Raw genomic sequence first — 17,312 nt, 5'->3', positions numbered from 1 at the left:
GTCGGGAGGATCGAAAAGCGTGTCTGTACCCCCGTCCACCAGCTCACAGAGGAATGTCGTCTTCGTCGACGGCATCCGTACCCCGTTCGGCAAAGCAGGCCCCAAGGGCATGTACGCCGACACTCGCGCAGACGACCTCGTCGTCAAAGCGATACGCGAGCTTCTCCGCAAGAACCCCAACCTTCCTCCCGAGCGCATCGACGAGGTCGCGATCGCTGCGACCACACAGACCGGCGATCAGGGCCTGACAATCGGCCGGACCTCCGCTCTCCTGGCCGGGCTCCCCCGCAGCGTCCCGGGATTTGCGATCGACCGCATGTGCGCAGGTGCGATGACTTCGGTGACCACCACCGGATCGGGAATCGGATTCGGCCAGTACGACGTCGTCATCGCCGGCGGAGTCGAGCACATGGGCCGCCACCCGATGGGTGAGGGTGTCGACCCCAACCCGCGCTTCCTCGCCGACAAGCTCGTCGATCCCAGTGCACTGGTGATGGGCAACACCGCCGAGAACCTGCACGACCGGTTCCCGAGCATCACCAAGGACCGCACCGACGCCTACGCCGTCGCCAGCCAGAACAAGTACGACGCGGCCAAGAAAGCCGGCTACATCGCCGACACTCTCGTTCCGGTCGCCACCAAATCCGCCGCAGGATGGGGCCTGGCTACCGAGGACGAGCCACCTCGCCCCGGCACCACCGTCGACGATCTCGCCAAGCTCAAGACGCCGTTCCGGCCCGCAGGACGAGTGACCGCAGGCAATGCTGCCGGCCTCAACGACGGCGCCACCGCGGCGATCCTCGCCGGTGAGGACACCGCGCACGAGCTCGGCCTGAACATCGGGATGCGGATGGTCGGCTTCAGCTTCGCCGGCGTCGATCCCGCCGTCATGGGCATCGGCCCGGTTCCCGCAACCGAAAAGTTGCTCGGCCGAACCGGATTGAGCATCGACGACATCGGCCTGTTCGAGATCAACGAGGCCTTCGCCATCCAGGTTCTCGCCTTCCTCGAGCACTACGGCATCGCCGACGACGACCCCCGCGTCAACCAGTGGGGCGGTGCCATCGCGTGTGGCCACCCCCTCGCTTCCTCGGGCGTCCGCCTGATGACGCAGCTCAGCCGTCAGTTCGCCCAGCAACCCGACGTCCGCTACGGCCTGACGACCATGTGCATCGGTCTCGGCATGGGCGGCACCGTCATCTGGGAGAACCCCAACCACGCTGACTACTCAGGAGCCAAGGCATGAGTGACATCACGACGGCGTTCGAGGACGAGGTAGTCACGAACGCGTTCACCAAGATCGTGTCCGTGCCGGGGCTCGACGGCTCCATCGCACTGGTGACCCTGGACAACGGCTTCGATCACACCAAGCCGTCGACCTTCGGTCCCGGCGGACTCGCCAAGTTCGACGCCGCACTCGACGAAGCGTTCGCAGCGAACCCGGTGGCCATCGCCGTCACCGGCAAGCCGTTCATCTTCGCCGTCGGTGCCGACCTCAACGGTGTGCCGAACATCAAGAGCAAAGATGAGGCGCTGCAGATCGGACAGCTGGGCCACAAGGTCTTCCGCCGCCTGCGGGAGTCGACGGTTCCCACGTTCGCCTTCATCAACGGTGCCGCACTCGGCGGTGGCCTCGAAGTGGGACTGCACTCGCACTACCGCACCGTCGCGGAGAACGCCGCCGCGCTCGGCCTACCCGAGGCCTTCCTCGGCCTGGTACCGGGATGGGGCGGAACTCAGTTGCTGCCCAACATCATCGGGGCCTCGAACGCGGTCACCGTCGTCGTCGAGAACGCACTGAACCAGAACCGCGTCCTCAAGCCGCAGCAGGCACTCGACCTCGGCATCGCCGACGCCCTCTTCGGCGGAGCCGACTTCCTCGAGCAGTCTCTCGCGTGGGCCGCTCAGGTCATCAAGGGCGAGGTCGTCCCCCACCGTCCCGAGATCGACCGCGGGCAGGCCTGGGACGACGCCATCGCCCGTGCCAGGGGCATCGTGGCCGGCAAGACCGGCAATTTCGCACCGGGACCGGTCGCTGCCGTCGACCTGCTCGAGCTGGCCAAGAACACCGACATCACCGATTCCGCGTCTCTCGACAAGGCCTTCGCGGCCGAGGACGACGCGCTGTCGACGCTGTTGGTCAAGGACGAGTTGCGTGCCGGACTGTACGCCTTCGACTTGGTTCAGAAGCGCGCGAAGCGTCCCGCCGGTGCGCCCGACAAGTCGCTCGCGCGCAAGATCTCCGGTGTCGGCATCGTCGGTGCCGGTCTGATGGCCAGCCAGCTCGCGTTGCTGTTCGTGCGGCAGCTGAAGGTGCCGGTGATTCTCACCGATATCGATCAGGAGCGCATCGACAAGGGTGTCGGCTACGTTCACAGCGAGATCGACAAGTTGCTCGGCAAGAAGCGCCTGTCCCCCGACGCCGCAAATCGGTTGAAGGCGTTGGTGTCCGGATCGATCGACAAGTCCGCATTCGCGAACACCGACTTCGTCATCGAGGCCGTGTTCGAGAACCTGGACGTCAAGAAGAAGGTGTTCGCCGAGGTCGAGGAATTCGTCTCTGCCGAAACGATTCTCGCGACCAACACGTCTTCGCTGTCGATCACGAAGATGGCGGCCGATCTGAAGCACCCCGAGCGGGTCGTCGGTTTCCACTTCTTCAACCCCGTGGCCGTACTTCCGCTGCTCGAGGTCGTCAAGGGCGAGAAGACCGACGACGCTACTCTCGCAACGGCATTCGCGACGGCCAAGACCCTCAAGAAGTCGGCCGTGCTGTCGGCGGATCTCCCCGGATTCGTCTTCAACCGTCTCGTCACGCGCGCGTCGAACGAGATCATCAGCGCCATCGACGAGGGCACCCCGTTCGATGTGGCCGACGGCGCGGTGGGCGAACTCGGCATGCCGATGAGCCCGCTGACGTTGCTGGCGCTCGTCGGACCGGCCGTCGCTCTGCACACCGCGGAAACACTGGCCGAGGCGTACCCGGAGCGATTCAAGGACTCCGCCGGATTCCGTGCACTCGTCGAGGCGAAGAAGCCGGGTGTGTGGACCTACGGACCCGAGGGCCAGGTCGTCGACCCCGAGGTGGCAGCACTGTGGCCGCAGGGTGATTCACCGTCGACGGCCGAACAGGTTCTCGAGCGAACCCGTAACGCTTTCGCCGACGAGATCAAGATCATGCTCGACGAAGGGGTCGTTGCCGCGGCCCAGGACATCGATCTCTGCCTGCTGCTGGGCGGAGGCTTCGGATTCTGGAACGGCGGTATCACTCCGTACCTGGATCGCAGCGGAGCGTCCGAGGCAGCGACCGGTCAGCGCTTCCTCGCGCCCGGTGTAGCCAGCGTCTAGCTCTACCCGCCGAGTTCGAGGTTATGGACGGATTTCTCCGGATTTTCGTCCATAACCTCGAACTCGGCTTTTTCGTGTCGGGATAAGGTCTGACCCGATGAACAGCGAACGCAGTCGGTTGATCGGCATCGGCTATCGAATGCTGGGTTCCTACAGCGATGCCGAGGACGCAGCATCGGAAGCGCTGCTCCGCTGGTATCGACTCACCGACGCCGAACGTGACGCCATCGACGTCCCCCGTGCGTGGCTCACCCGCGTCGTCGGCCGCATCTGTCTGGACCTGCTCGGATCCGCCCGCGTACGCCGGGAACACTATGTGGGGCAATGGCTTCCCGAACCCGTCCGAGCCCTTGCGACCGGCGACGACGGCACATCGGACCCGGCCGACCGCGTCGCCCTCCACGAGTCCGTCGGCCTGGCGTTGCTCGTCGTTCTGGACTCACTGAGCCCGGCAGAACGTGTCGCGTTCGTGCTGCACGATGCATTCGCGATTCCATTCGACGACATCGCGAACGTTCTCGGTCGGACCCCCGCCGCCTGCCGCCAACTGGCCTCGGCCGCCCGGCGACGGGTGCACGACGATCGCCGCGGCCCCAGCGCTCCCGACACCCACGACCGCGTCGTCCGCGCTTTCGTGGCTGCCGCCGCCGGCGGAGATCTCGATGCGCTCGTCGCACTGCTCGCCCCCGACATCACCCTCGTCAGTGACGGCGGCGGACGAGTGTCGGCGGCCCGCAACCCGGTTCGCGGGGCCGATCGGGTCGCCCGCTTCGTTCTGGGTATCACCGTCAAGTCCACCGACCTCGACCGGTCGATCGAATCGGTCAACGGCCTGACCGGGATAGTCCTTCGCCGACACGGTGTGGTCACCGGTGTCATCGGTTTCCGCACCGACTCCGCCGTGGTCACCGACGTGTGGATCGTGCTCAACCCGGAGAAACTTCGACACTGGTCGTGACGGCCATACATTCTCGTGGGCTACGTCGTCAGTGCAGGTGAGGCCCGAACTCCTCGAGCCGATCGACCGAACAGGACAGGTGGACACACGATGAAGATCGCCGTAGCCGGTGGAACAGGAACCGTCGGAACGCATGTCGTCGACGTGGCGCGTGAGCGTGGGCACGAGGTCGTCGTGCTGTCGCGGTCGGCCGGTGTCGACCTCGTCGACGGGACCGACCTGTCCGACGCTCTGGCCGGCGTCGACGCCGTCGTCGATGTCGCGTCGACACAAACGGTCTCGGCGAAGGAATCGACGGCGTTCTTCTCCGCCGTCACCCGCAACCTGCTGGCGGCCGAGATCGAGGCCGGAGTCGGCCACCATGTGGCGCTGTCCATCGTGGGGATAGACAAGGCTCCGCACTCGTACTACGCCGGAAAAGTCGAGCAGGAGAACATGATCCGGTCCGGTTCGGTGCCGTGGACGATCCTGCGAGCCACTCAATTCCACGAATTCGCCGCTCAGATCCGTGCACGCGCGTCGTTCGGTCCGGTGAGCATCGTCCCGAAGATGGTCTCGCAACCGATCGCCGCCCGCGAGGTCGCCGATCGATTGATCGATCTGGCCGAGCACTCCCCCGCGGGCCGCGTTGCCGACCTCGGCGGGCCGAGACAAGAACGGATGGCCGAGATGGTGCGGCGCTATGCACATGCCATCGGTGCCCGTGGCGTGGTGCTCGAAGTTCCGGTCCCGGGGGCGTACGGCCGGGCGATGCGCGACGGAACGTTGGTCACCACGACCGGTTCGGATCACGGTTTCCAGACCTTCGATCAGTGGTCGGCCACCCAGGCGCGATAGCCACCTGCCGCCGAACTCGAAGCTATGGACGACTTACGGCTGTTTTCCGTCCGCAACTTCGAGTTCGACAGCGCAATATCGGACATTTCGCCTATTCCGCAATTGGATCGCTGCACGCCACGAATATCGAGGCGATTTCACTGACGCGCCGCCACTCCGAGGACGAAGATGGCGATGACCACCATGGACGCTGTTCACCCGAAAGCTGGTTCATGCCATGACGCAATCGACCGATCGGCACACCGCAAAGGTCATCGGAGTCACCATCGCCGCCGCTGTCGGCGGGTTTCTGTTCGGATTCGATTCGTCCGTCGTCAACGGTGCAGTCGACTCGATCCAGGAGAACTTCGCTCTGTCGTCGTTCGTCACGGGGTTCGCGGTCGCAATCGCGCTACTCGGGTGCGCGGTCGGAGCCTGGTTCGCCGGTCGCCTGGCCGACAGTTGGGGCCGCAAGAAGGTGATGCTGCTCGGCTCTGCGCTGTTCACCATTTCCTCGGTGGGGTCCGGGTTCGCCTTCAGCGTCCCCGATCTGATGTTGTGGAGGGTCCTCGGCGGGCTGGGTATCGGAATTGCGTCGGTGATCGCGCCCGCGTACATCTCGGAGATAGCACCGGCTCGCTATCGCGGTGGATTGGCATCGCTGCAGCAATTGGCAATCACCGTCGGAATCTTTGCCGCGCTGCTCTCGGATGCGGTTCTTCAGAACGCGGCAGGCGGACCGTCGAACGATCTGTGGTTCGGCCTCGAAGCGTGGCGGTGGATGTTCCTGGTCGGCGTCGCGCCCGCACTGGTCTACGGATTTCTCGCGACACTCATTCCAGAATCACCTCGGTACCTGGTGGGTAAACACCTCGACGAGGAAGCTGCGCGCATTCTGGGCGACATCACCGGCGAAGTGAACCCCGACGAACGCATCCGGGAAATTCGCCTGACTCTCCGGCGAGAATCCAAATCCTCGTTCGCCGATATCCGAGGACCCAAATTCGGTCTGCAGCCGATCGTGTGGGTCGGTATCACGATGGCGATTCTGCAGCAGTTCGTCGGAATCAACGCGATCTTCTACTATTCGACGACGCTGTGGAAGTCGGTGGGCTTCAGCGAGAATCAATCGTTCGTCACGTCGGTGATCACGTCCGTCATCAATGTGTCGATGACATTCGTCGCAATCTTGTTCGTCGATCGATTCGGTCGCCGAAATCTGTTGATGATCGGCTCGATCGGCATGTTCGTCGGTTTGGTCCTGGCCGCAGTCTCGTTCACGCAAGCCGTCGGAAGCGGCGACCAACTGGAATTGCCGTCGCCGTGGGGCCCGGTCGCGCTCGTCGGCGCAAATCTGTTCGTGGTCTTCTTCGCAGCAACATGGGGACCGATCATGTGGGTGATGCTCGGAGAGATGTTCCCCAATCGAATGCGTGCAGTGGCGTTGGGCATCAGTACCGCCGCGAACTGGATAGCGAATTTCGCCATCACATTGGCATTCCCGCCGTTGTCCGACACCATCGGGCTCGGCTTCATCTACTCGTTCTTCGCGCTGTTCGCTCTCCTTTCCTTCTTCTTCGTCAAATACAAGATCACCGAGACCAAGGGGATGGAACTCGAAGAGATGGGCGTCTGAATCGAGGTTGTCCGAACGACGGCGGGTCCGCGGTTCTCTCGACCGATAAGGCAGGGTGGGGATGCACTCTGTCGGTCGATCTGCCGTCGAAAGTAGGACATGAAGCTACGTATCGCATGCGCCGTGGGCGCCGTCGTGGTGTTCGGACTGAGCCTGCGCCTGCTGTTCGGCAGTACGTCGGCGCTCACCTCCGACATCGCCGAGTTCTACTCCGCGAACTCGACATCCATGGCGTTGCTGACCACGGGCCCGGTGATCTGCCTCGGTGTATTCGCCGCCACCGCACGCTATTTCGTGCGCCGGGTCCCTGTCACGCACGTTCTTGTGGTGTGCCTGTCCCTGGTGGCCGTCGGCACAGCTGTACGCGCGGTGCCGTCGTGGCCGATTCTCGTGGTCGGCACGCTCGTCGCGGCGGCGGGTATCGCGGTCGCGAATGTGTTGGGTCCGGTTTTCGTCCGTCTGGTGGTGCGGGAGTGGAGCCTGTCGGAACGACCCAGGGGCAGAGAGTGGAGTTCGATAGGTGAACCCGATACGGCGGCGGGGCGACGACTGGGGTTGTTGACCGGGGTGTTGACCGCTGTGATCAGTGCCAGTGCAGGAGTGGCGTCGGGAGTGTCCGTTCCGTTGGCCGAGGCCTTCGACGGTGGTTGGCGGATTGTTCTGGGGCTGTGGTCGATTCCGGTCGTGTTGGCCGCCGGATGTATGGCGATCTTCGGGCGAACGCTGTCGCGCGGGCTGTCGGTTGCCGGGTCGGCGACAGTCCCCGACGACGCTCCTCGGAGTCGCACGGGGGTTCTGACATCGCCCGTGGCGTGGTCGTTGACGGCATTCATGGGTTTGCAGTCGCTGATGGCGTATTCGATGATCGCGTGGTTACCGACGATCTTTCGTGATCGCGGGGTGGACGCGCGTGATGCCGGTCTGCTGTTGACGGCATTGTCGGTCAGCAGCGTGCTGACTGCATTGACGGTTCCGAGCCTCGCGACAAGGTTAGGGAATCAGAGCGCGTTGGCGGTCGCCGTGACGCTACCGACGTGCGTGGGCCTGCTGGGGATAGTGTCGTCGGCCGATTCCTGGGCCCTGGTGTGGGCGGTACTGCTCGGTTTGGGCCAGGGCGGGCAGTTGTCGCTCGCGCTGACGCTGATGAATCTGCGGGCCTCGAACGCCCGTGATGCTGCGTCGCTCAGTTCCATGGCGCAGACGGTCGGATACGTGCTGGCTGCTGCCGGTCCGCTGGTGTGCGGGGCCGTTCATTCGGCGACGCAGCGGTGGGAACCGTCGATTGTGTTTCTTCTGGTGGTGACGATCCCCATGGCTGCAGCAGGTGCGGTGGCCGGCCGCCGCGTCGTGGTCGGAAGCGAGGCGGAGCCGGCCGACGCCGTCAGAGGCTCTTGACCCAATGCGAAACTTGCTGCACCACGGTTTCGCAGGTGAGTCCGAACTCGTGGTGCAGTTGCTCCCGCGATGCGTGGTCCAGAAACCGTTGCGGCACACCGAGATCGCGGCAGGGCACGTCGACACCGGCACCGCGCAGCGCGGCCGAGAGCGTCGAACCTATCCCGCCGTGCAGGCCGCTGTCCTCGACGGTGACGACCAACCGGTAATCCTCGGCCATCTTGAGCAGCGACTGCGGGACCGGGAGCACCCAGCGTGGATCCACGACGGCAACCGAAATACCCTCTGCTTCCAGCTTTTTCGCGGCGTCGAGGGCGAGCGACCCGAACACTCCGACAGCAACGATCAGCACGTCGCCGGTGGCCTCGGACGGCTCGGTCAGCACGTCGAGTATTCCGTCCAACCTGCGCACCGCAGGCACCGTTTCGGTGACCGCGCCCTTCGGGAAGCGAAGTGCCGTAGGGCCGTCCGAGGTTGCGATCGCCTCGGCCAGCTCCTCTCGAAGAGTGGCGGCGTCTCGGGGCGCTGCCACCTTCATGCCCGGAACGATGCCGAGTAGAGACATGTCCCACATGCCGTTGTGGGACGCGCCGTCGGCACCGGTGACTCCCGCGCGGTCCAACACGATCGTGACGGGAAGACCCAACAGGGCGACGTCCATCAGCAGTTGATCGAACGCGCGGTTGAGGAACGTGGAGTAGATGGCGACTACGGGATGCATGCCGCCGAGCGCAAGCCCGGCGGCCGACGTCATCGCATGCTGCTCGGCGATACCGACGTCGAACATTCGGTCCGGAAACCGCACCCCGAACGCCGCGAGCCCGGTGGGCGCGGCCATTGCGGCGGTGATGGCCACGACGTCCTCGTTCTGCTCGCCCTGCTCGATGAGCGCCGCCGAGAACACCGACGTCCAATCCGGAGCCGATTTGGATCGGGCCAGGCCGGTCGCAGGATCGATGACGCCGGTGGCGTGCATCTGGTCGGCTACGTCGTTCTCGGCATGGATGTAGCCCATGCCCTTGCGCGTCACCGCATGCACGATGACCGGGCCGCCGTACGCCTTGGCTCTGCGCAGCGCGCATTCCATGGCGTGCTGGTCGTGACCGTCCACCGGGCCCAGGTACTTGATGCCGAGATCGGTGAACATGACCTGCGGGCTGATGGCGTCCTTCACTCCGGCCTTCATGCCGTGCAGCATCGTGTAGGCGGCGCGGCCGACGACGGGGATCCGTCGTACGATCCGGCGGCCGTTGTCGAGAATCTTCTCGTATCCCGGCTGCAGTCGCAGAGCTGCCAGGTGATCGGCCAGCCCGCCGATGGTCGGGGCGTACGAACGGCCGTTGTCGTTGACGACGATCACCAGCGACCGGTCTCGGCCGGCGGCGATGTTGTTGAGCGCCTCCCAGCACATACCGCCTGTCAGCGCGCCGTCACCGACCACAGCCACGACATGCCGGTCGGTCTCTCCCTTGAGGGCGAACGCTTTGGCCAACCCATCGGCATACGACAAGGATGCCGATGCGTGCGAGGACTCGACCCAGTCGTGTTCGCTCTCGACCCGAGACGGATAGCCGGACAGCCCGCCCTGCTTGCGGAGTGTGTCGAACATTCCGGCGCGTCCGGTGAGCATCTTGTGCACGTAGGCCTGGTGGCCCGTGTCGAAGATGACCGGATCACGCGGTGAGTCGAAGGTGCGGTGGATCGCCAGAGTCAGCTCCACCACTCCCAGATTGGGACCGAGGTGGCCCCCTGTTGCCGATACCTTCTCGACCAGGAAGGCGCGGATCTCGCGAGCCAGTTCGGCCAGCTCCGCACTATCGAGGTCGCGCAAGTCCTCGGGCGTCTGAATTCGCGCTAGGACACCCAACGAGATCGCTCCCTCCGGCCGGAAAACATATTCGAAAAACCAGTCTACGGAGTGGCTGCACCCAGCCGCCCCGTCCAGCATTGTCTCGCCGACACTACCGTCGAGTAGGCAGGTGCCCGGGGTCAGTCGCCCCTAACCTCGAATACGCTCGAAACGGACACCCGACATACAGTGTCGCCCATGAGCAACGTCGTCGATGCCATCCTGACCCGGGTTCACGAACTGTGCCGGGACGACGCGTCGGGACAGGTTGCCGACTACATCCCCGAACTCGCAGCCGTCACGCCGGACGGCTTCGGTATCGCCCTGACGACCACCGACGGCTACCTGTACGAAGTCGGCGACACGAGGATGCCGTTCACCATCCAATCCATCTCGAAACCCTTCACCTATGCACTCGCGCTGGCCGACCGCGGGCTCGACGTCGTCGCGGGCAAGATCGACGTCGAACCCTCGGGTGAGCCGTTCAACGAGATCAGCCTGGATGCCGTCACCGAGCGGCCCCGAAACCCGATGATCAACGCGGGTGCGATCACGTCCGCGTCGCTCATCGGCGGCCGCACCGCAGAGGAACGATTCGAGCGCATCCGAGCGTCGTATTCCCGGTACGCAGGAAGGTCTCTGAGCTTCAACGACGCGGTGTATCGATCCGAAGCGCGCACCGGACACCGCAATCGCGCCATCGGCTACATGCTGCGGTCCTTCGGCATCATCGACCACGATCCGGAGGCCGCCGTCGACCTGTACTTCCGCCAGTGCTCGATCGACGTCACGGCGGCTGATCTGGCCATGATGGCCGCCACGATGGCCAACAACGGAGTCAATCCCCACACCAAGGAGCGCGCCTTGGCACCCGCACTGGTCGAACGCGTGCTGTCGGTGATGACGACCTGTGGCATGTACGACGGCGCAGGCGACTGGGTGGCGCGGGTGGGTATGCCGGCCAAGAGTGGGGTCGGCGGCGGCATCCTGGCGGTGCTTCCCGGGCAGATGGGCATCGCCGTCTACTCCCCCCGCCTCGATTCGCACGGCAACAGCGTGCGCGGCGTTGCTGCCTGCCGAGAACTCTCCACCAGACTCGAATTGCACTTTCTGCACGTCACTCGGGCCGCGAAATCGTCGATTCGACGTCGGTACGTTCTCACCGAGGCACCGTCGCGAAAACGACGATCCGAGATCGAACAGGCCACACTCGCTGCAGTCGGCGACCGCGCGCGGGTCTACGAGTTGCACGGGGACCTGCTGTTCTCGGGAGCCGAGACAGCGGTCCGCGAGATCGGCAACCTCGACCGGAATCTCGATGCACTCGTCATCGACGTTCGTGGCGTCGACGAGGTGAGCGACATCGCCCGTTCGATGTTCGAGGACCTACGCCGCGATCTCGCCGACCACGGCTGTGTGGTGTGCCTGGTGGATCCCCGAGCCATCATGGGCCACACGACGTCGAGCCTGGACCCGAACGATCCGGCGGGCCGGGTGTACTCGAGTCTGAGCTCGGCCATCCAGTGGGCAGAGAACCTGCTGCTCGATCGGCACTGCTCCGGCGCGCGGCAACCGGCAGAGATCACTCCGGCCGAGCACCCGTTGCTCGCCGGTCTGTCCACCGAGCAATTCGACTCGGTGACTCCTTATCTGGAGAAACGTCACTACGCACGGGGCGACGTCATCGTTCACCGTGGTGCGCCTGCAGCGGGTCTGTTCTTGATCCTGCGCGGAGAAGTGACATCGACGGCCGTGTCCGCAGACGGGGGCACACACCGCATCACGACGCTCTCCCCCGGGATGAGCTTCGGCGAGATGCCGCTGCTGATGTCGGTGCCGTTCCTGCTGGACATGGTGGCCGAGACCCCGGTCGATCTGGTGGTCGTGTCGGTATCGCACTTCGAGGCACTGACACGGGACGCCCCGGAAGTGAAGCTGGCGCTACTGGAAAAACTGGCCAGCGGCGCGTACGGCCAGATGGCGTCCGTCGTCAAGACGCTCGGGCGGTTCGACATCGGCATCTGATCCGACTGTCGAACCGCCCGAGTGGACGTGCATGGCCCCTGATCAGGCGTCGAGCGTGATCATAGTGAGGACCTCGGTGGGCTGCGCCGAGCCGCCGGCAGGCTCGAGCGAGAACGCGAAGTTGGTCGACGCTCCCATGCCGTCCACCACGGTGCCGTCGCTCGACGTGAGCTGATCCTCGGTGACAACGCCGGCGGAGCGCGGCGCACCGTCGACGAACCACATCTGGTAGACCCGGCCCGACGGCGGCTCCGGGACACCGTCCAGAGTCACCACGACCGCATCTCGGCTCAGCGAGTACGACACCTTTGCAGTGCCGCCACCCGGGAACTCCGCAGACGCCTCACGAGCGTCGGGCGCTGCGACGATCTGCTCGGCCTGGGAAGGCTGCGGGTCCGAGCCCATGGTCTGCGTGACGACGACTACACCACCGACTGCGACGACGATCGCGGCAGCCGCGGACACCATCGAGTATCGCCACGTCTTGGAGCGCTCACGTCGGTGCCGGTGCAGCGGAGTGACGTTCGGCGGAAGTTCTCGGACCGTCGGCTCCTGATCGCTCGCGGCGACACGCGCCAGCACGGCCTCCCGCACGCGTCCGGGTGCGGGAGTCGCGTCTGCCGCCGCAGCCAACGCCAGCGTTTCGTGAATCTCACCCACGAGGATGTCGAATTGTGCCCGGGTCGTCTCGTCGACGCGGATTCGCTCGGATTCGATGGCGCGCCGCTCGGACTCGCTCATCGCGTGGAGGGCATAGACCTCCGCTTCGTCCAGCAGTCGTTGCCGTGACGCTTCACTCATTGCGGGATCACCCCCAGGCATGTCTTCAACTTGATCAATCCATCTCGTATGCGCGATTTGATCGTCGGCACGGCCACCCCGAGCCGTTCGGCAACCTCGCGATAGGTGTACCCGCTGTAATAAGCCATTCGTACCGACTCGCTCTGCGTATCGGTCAGAGTGTCGAGACAGGCCACGACCGCCTCCGATTCGAGCCGCTGGGTCACCGTCTCGAGTACCTCGTCGTGCTCGGGTGTGTGACTCACGGCACCGTACGCCGCCTCGCGGTCGGTACCCGACTGTTCGCTACGTACCCGATCGACCGCCCGGCGATGTGCCAGCGTCATGATCCACGCCAGCGGACTCCCCTGGCTCGGATCGTAATTCGGTGCCGCACGCCAGATCTGGAGGAACACCTCCTGCGCGGTCTCCTCGCTGTACCCCGGATCGCGAAGCACGCGCACCACCATCCCGTACACACGGGAGGACGTGGCGTCGTACAGCTCGGCGAAGGCCGACCGGTCGCCCTGGGCAACGGCGGCCATCAGGCGACGGAGACGGTCCGTCTCCTCGGCACGCAGATTCTTCAGCTGGGGGCTCGGTACTGCGCACACCGCATCCTCGACCGAGGTGCTGTCCTCGGACTCGGGCGGCGTTCGGTCACGGCCGGTGCCCGCAGATCCGGAAGCGTCGGAGAACGGCACGCTCATCGGACTGTCGTCCCAGCAGACGGGTTCATGATCGAGTTCATCGATCATGACACTAGTGGTCATGTAGCCCTCATATCGAAACCTCCGCGTTTTCCCGCCGCAGTACATATTCGGAACAAACACCCCGAGGGATGGTCCGCGAACGAAATTCGTTTGCGCAGAATTGGACCGGGCTTCATCCTGGGTGCGAGAATCGGACAAACGCGGGCAATCGGGCGGACAGCTCGATGGAGGGACGGACACGCATGACGGCCATCGAAACCCACGGGCTCGTCAAACATTTCGGCACCACCGCCGCAGTCGACGGCGTGGATCTGTCGATCCCGTCCGGCGGGGTGTACGGCGTACTCGGACCCAACGGGGCCGGGAAAACCACGACCATCCGGATGCTGGCGACACTTCTTCCGATAGACGGCGGCAGCGCACGAGTCCTGGGACACGACGTGGCAACCGAGCCGGAGGCCGTTCGCCGAAAAGTCTCTCTCACGGGTCAATTCGCCTCGCTCGACGAGGATCTGACCGGCACCGAGAATCTCGTTCTGCTGGCGCGGCTGCTCGGCTACTCACGTCCGGCCGCCCGAGCGCGCGCTGATCAACTGTTGACAGCATTCGACATCGCCGACGCCGGACCGCGACAGGTCAAGACCTACTCCGGTGGCATGCGCAGGCGCATCGACATCGCGGCGAGCATCATCGTCACCCCCGAGCTGATCTTTCTTGACGAACCCACCACCGGCCTGGACCCGCGCAGTCGCAATCACGTCTGGGAGATCGTCCGTGCACTGGTGGCAGGCGGCACGACGGTACTGCTGACGACGCAGTATCTCGACGAGGCCGACCACCTGGCCGGGCGCGTGGCGGTGATCGACCACGGCAAAGTCATCGCCGAGGGCACGACGGGCGAGCTGAAGGCATCGGTGGGATCGAACTCACTGCACCTGCGCGTGCTCGATGCCGGGCACCGGAATGCCGCGGCGAGAATCGTTCGAGATCTGGTCGGCAGCACCGTGACCGAGGACGCCGACCCGTTCACCGTGTCCGCACGACTGGACAATCCGGCGCAGGCGGCACCGATCCTTCCTGCTCTCGAATCCGCCGGAATCGCCATCGCATCCTTCACCCTCGGTCAGCCGAGTCTGGACGAGGTGTTCCTGGCGCTGACCGGGCACGACGCGGGAGCGGGAGTGGAGCCGGTGGGTGCGAAAAAAGCTGAAATCGACAACGGGGAGATCGCGTCATGACCACCGAGGCCCAACGATCCGCCCCACAGGCGTCGACGATCATCGATGTTCTCTCAGCCGCAGGTCCGAGGCCGGAGCGTCCGTCGTCGCTGTCGACCTCGCTGAGTTTCGGCTGGCGGGCGTTGCTGAAGATCAAGCACGTACCGGAGCAGTTGTTCGACGTGACGGCGTTTCCGATCATGTTCACGCTGTTGTTCACGTACCTGTTCGGTGGCGCTCTGGCCGGTTCGACCGACGCGTACATCCAGTTTCTGCTGCCGGGCATCCTGGTGCAGACCGTGGTGATGATCACGATGTACACCGGCGTGACGATGAACAAGGACATCGAGAAGGGTGTGTTCGACCGGTTCCGATCGTTGCCGATCTGGCGTCCGTCGCCGCTGGTCGGTGCGTTGCTGGGTGACGTCGTGCGCTACACGTTGGCGTCGGTGATCGTACTGATCTTGGGGCTGATTCTCGGTTTCCGGCCGCAAGGCGGGCTGCTCGGTGTGATCGCATCGATATTGCTGTTGCTCGTGTTCTCGTTCTGTCTGTCCTGGATCTGGACGATGATCGCCATGATCGTGCGCACCGAGGCAGCCGTGATGGGGATGTCGATGTTCATCCTGTTTCCGCTGACGTTCGCGAGCAACATCTTCGTCGACCCCAACACGATGCCGGGGTGGCTTCGTGCGTTCGTCGACGTCAACCCGGTCAGCTTTCTGGTGACGTCACTTCGAGGCCTGATGCAGGGCGATGTCGACACCGGCCAACTCGGAGTGACTCTGGTGCTGTCGGCGGCGATGCTGGCGATCTTCGGACCGATCACGATGCGGCTGTACAACCGCAAGTCCTGATCCGCGCCTCCCGGTGCAAGCGTCAGGATGCGGCGCGGGCTCGGTGTCGGCGGACTGCGTCCCGATTCGAGCACACGGTTCCGCAGTACCGCTGCCGTCCGGTACGTGAGGTGTCGGCGAAGGCGGTCGTGCAGTCGGCTGCGGCGCACCGATGGAGTCTGTCCATTCCGCGACCGGTCAAGTGCAGCGCGGTACCGACACCGACCAGTGCCCTGATGACGCCGCCCAACGCGATGTTGGGGTCGCGATAGTGCATGTGCCAGCCGTCGTCGGCATGGTTGGTCAGTCGCGGGTACGCGGATGCCTGCGCAAGGAGGGCGTTCAGGGCCTCGGCGCGCTCCTCGGCTGTCTCTGCATCCACCACGCGAGCCCACTCGCGGAGGAACTCGAGTGTGTCCGCGAGATCGGCGTCGGTGGCAGTCCAGTCGGGAACGAGGCCGGCGTCGATGCAGCGGGCCCCCAATTCGCTCGGCGACGTGGGGGGCCGGTTGAGGAGGTCGATGCCCAGTTTCACGGCATATTCTCCGTAAGGGTTGATGTGCACAAGACCATTACATCACAGTGGATGCATGGACATCGAACACAGCACACACTCCTGGACCACCCGCTCGATCCACGACACCAGCGAAGGCCTCGTCGGCTACCAGGGCTGCCACTGCGGAGCTCAACGCATCGTCTCGGTACCCGCGCAGACGTTCGCCCCGGTTGCCGAAGTGGATCACCCCAGCACGTTCGCCACCGCAGGCACCACCGTGTCGAGTGCATAGCCGATGGACAGCGCCGAGTTGGTGGCGTAGGACTTCGCGACTTCCGGGTCGTCGAACACGACGTAGCGGCCGTCCGCGACAGCCGGAATCCGTTGGAACAGCGGATTGTCGGTCACCTCGGACGGCGCCTTCTGGATGGGGAAGACGATCAGTACGTCGGCGTCGAGCAGGTCGAGCTCCTCCCCGGAAATCGGAACCGAGAAGCCGCGCGGCGGAAGAGAATCGATGGCCGGGCTGGTGACGAAGCCGAGCTTCTTCATGAACTCGAGTCGACTGTTCGACGAGATGTATGCGCCGTATCCGGTGCCGCTGTAGGCCCCGACCACCGCTGTCTTGCCGGCAAATTCCGGATGGGCAGCGGCCGCTGCATCGAAACGGTCGGCGATTCCTGCGAGCAGCGCGTCCCCTTCGGACTGCTTGCCGAGTGCCGTGGCCACCATCGTGACCTGCTGCTCGAGCGTTGTCAGGTAGTTGTCCGCCCCCGCCGGTATACCCACCGTCGGAGCAATGGCGGACAGCGTGGCGTACCGATCGGCATCACCGGAGCTCTTGGTGTCGAGGATCAGATCCGGCTCGAGCGCCGCGACCTGCTCGAACGACGGCTCCTGCGTCCCGATGATCTGCGGTGGTGCGTCGTAGAGCCCGGCCGCCCACGGACCGACGCCGTCGCCGCCGAAGGCGAGCCAGTCGCTCGCACCGACCGGTGAGACACCGAGCGCGAGTGCGGTTTCCGCGTCGCCCCAGCCGAGCGCGACGACGCGCTGCGGGGCACTGTCGACGGTCACGTCGCCGAACTCGGTATCGATCGTGACAGGGAACGCAGCCGCCGATCCGTCGGACGGCACCTCCGATCCGGGTCCGTCGTCCCCGCCCGACCCACACGAGACGACGGCGGTCAGGAACAGCAGGGCGACCGACACAGCACCGACGGTGCGACGAATTCTCACCCGA

At 64.9% G+C, this 17,312-nt stretch carries 15 protein-coding genes; 10 read left to right on the top strand and 5 right to left on the bottom strand.

Annotated features, from left to right (window positions below; genetic code table 11):
• Positions 1-19: 19 nt before the first annotated feature.
• From CH281_RS12850 to CH281_RS12825, 6 genes are all read left to right on the top strand, one after another.
• Positions 20-1,246, top strand: coding sequence for a thiolase family protein (locus CH281_RS12850; RefSeq protein WP_032365064.1), 1,227 nt, complete (start codon positions 20-22; stop codon positions 1,244-1,246).
• A complete protein-coding gene (locus CH281_RS12845) occupies positions 1,243-3,348 on the top strand; it encodes a 3-hydroxyacyl-CoA dehydrogenase NAD-binding domain-containing protein (protein ID WP_094694451.1) in 2,106 nt (701 codons plus the stop codon). The genes CH281_RS12850 and CH281_RS12845 overlap by 4 nt, the downstream gene beginning before the upstream one ends.
• 97 nt (positions 3,349-3,445) lie before the next feature.
• Positions 3,446-4,306 (top strand): RNA polymerase sigma factor SigJ, encoded by an 861-nt coding sequence (gene sigJ, locus CH281_RS12840; RefSeq protein ID WP_032365062.1) that lies wholly within the window; start codon positions 3,446-3,448, stop codon positions 4,304-4,306.
• Between the two features lie 90 nt (positions 4,307-4,396).
• Positions 4,397-5,143, top strand: a complete 747-nt coding sequence (locus CH281_RS12835) for an SDR family oxidoreductase (RefSeq protein WP_032365104.1) — start codon at positions 4,397-4,399, stop codon at positions 5,141-5,143.
• 217 nt (positions 5,144-5,360) lie between these two features.
• Positions 5,361-6,758 carry a sugar porter family MFS transporter gene (locus CH281_RS12830; RefSeq protein ID WP_032365061.1) on the top strand — a complete coding sequence of 466 codons (1,398 nt, stop codon included), beginning with the start codon at positions 5,361-5,363 and terminating at the stop codon, positions 6,756-6,758.
• Between the two features lie 99 nt (positions 6,759-6,857).
• The gene (locus tag CH281_RS12825) at positions 6,858-8,153 is read left to right on the top strand and encodes an MFS transporter (RefSeq protein WP_094694449.1); all 1,296 of its coding nucleotides are present in this window, start codon (positions 6,858-6,860) and stop codon (positions 8,151-8,153) included.
• Here the strand turns inward: CH281_RS12825 and dxs are convergent.
• Positions 8,140-10,020 (bottom strand): 1-deoxy-D-xylulose-5-phosphate synthase, encoded by a 1,881-nt coding sequence (gene dxs / locus CH281_RS12820; protein ID WP_032365059.1) that lies wholly within the window; start codon positions 10,018-10,020, stop codon positions 8,140-8,142. The genes CH281_RS12825 and dxs overlap by 14 nt on opposite strands.
• Positions 10,021-10,200: 180 nt before the next feature.
• Here dxs and glsA point away from each other — a divergent pair, with 180 nt between their 5' ends.
• On the top strand, positions 10,201-12,027 hold the full coding sequence (gene glsA / locus CH281_RS12815) for a glutaminase A (RefSeq protein WP_094694447.1): 1,827 nt from the start codon (positions 10,201-10,203) through the stop codon (positions 12,025-12,027).
• A gap of 42 nt (positions 12,028-12,069) precedes the next feature.
• Here the strand turns inward: glsA and CH281_RS12810 are convergent, their stop codons facing one another.
• Positions 12,070-12,828, bottom strand: a complete 759-nt coding sequence (locus tag CH281_RS12810; protein WP_094694445.1) for an anti-sigma factor — start codon at positions 12,826-12,828, stop codon at positions 12,070-12,072.
• On the bottom strand, positions 12,825-13,580 hold the full coding sequence (locus CH281_RS12805; RefSeq protein ID WP_027496905.1) for a sigma-70 family RNA polymerase sigma factor: 756 nt from the start codon (positions 13,578-13,580) through the stop codon (positions 12,825-12,827). The genes CH281_RS12810 and CH281_RS12805 overlap by 4 nt, the downstream gene beginning before the upstream one ends.
• A 164-nt stretch (positions 13,581-13,744) precedes the next feature.
• Here CH281_RS12805 and CH281_RS12800 point away from each other — a divergent pair, with 164 nt between their 5' ends.
• The gene (locus CH281_RS12800; RefSeq protein WP_045841783.1) at positions 13,745-14,758 is read left to right on the top strand and encodes a daunorubicin resistance protein DrrA family ABC transporter ATP-binding protein; all 1,014 of its coding nucleotides are present in this window, start codon (positions 13,745-13,747) and stop codon (positions 14,756-14,758) included.
• Positions 14,755-15,594: an ABC transporter permease gene (locus CH281_RS12795; RefSeq protein ID WP_032365056.1), complete on the top strand. Its 840-nt coding sequence runs from the start codon at positions 14,755-14,757 to the stop codon at positions 15,592-15,594. Before CH281_RS12800 ends, CH281_RS12795 begins: the two co-directional genes overlap by 4 nt.
• Positions 15,595-15,616: 22 nt before the next feature.
• On the opposite strand, the gene CH281_RS12790 is transcribed toward CH281_RS12795, so the two are convergent.
• Entirely contained in the window at positions 15,617-16,138 is a 522-nt protein-coding gene (locus CH281_RS12790; RefSeq protein WP_027496903.1) for a CGNR zinc finger domain-containing protein, read from the bottom strand.
• A 25-nt stretch (positions 16,139-16,163) separates the two neighbouring features.
• Here CH281_RS12790 and CH281_RS26595 point away from each other — a divergent pair, with 25 nt between their 5' ends.
• Entirely contained in the window at positions 16,164-16,361 is a 198-nt protein-coding gene (locus CH281_RS26595; protein ID WP_052073645.1) for a hypothetical protein, read from the top strand.
• Here CH281_RS26595 and CH281_RS12785 read toward each other — a convergent pair.
• Positions 16,313-17,308, bottom strand: coding sequence for an iron-siderophore ABC transporter substrate-binding protein (locus CH281_RS12785; protein ID WP_256983511.1), 996 nt, complete (start codon positions 17,306-17,308; stop codon positions 16,313-16,315). The two genes, CH281_RS26595 and CH281_RS12785, sit on opposite strands and share 49 nt — an antisense overlap.
• Between the last annotated feature and the right edge of the window lie 4 nt (positions 17,309-17,312).

It is taken from the genome of Rhodococcus sp. 06-221-2 (genome assembly GCF_002258365.1).
GTDB classification, from domain to species: domain Bacteria; phylum Actinomycetota; class Actinomycetes; order Mycobacteriales; family Mycobacteriaceae; genus Rhodococcoides; species Rhodococcoides fascians.
Note: the sequence above shows the minus strand (reverse complement) of the source record. Positions and strands in the feature narration are given on the sequence as shown.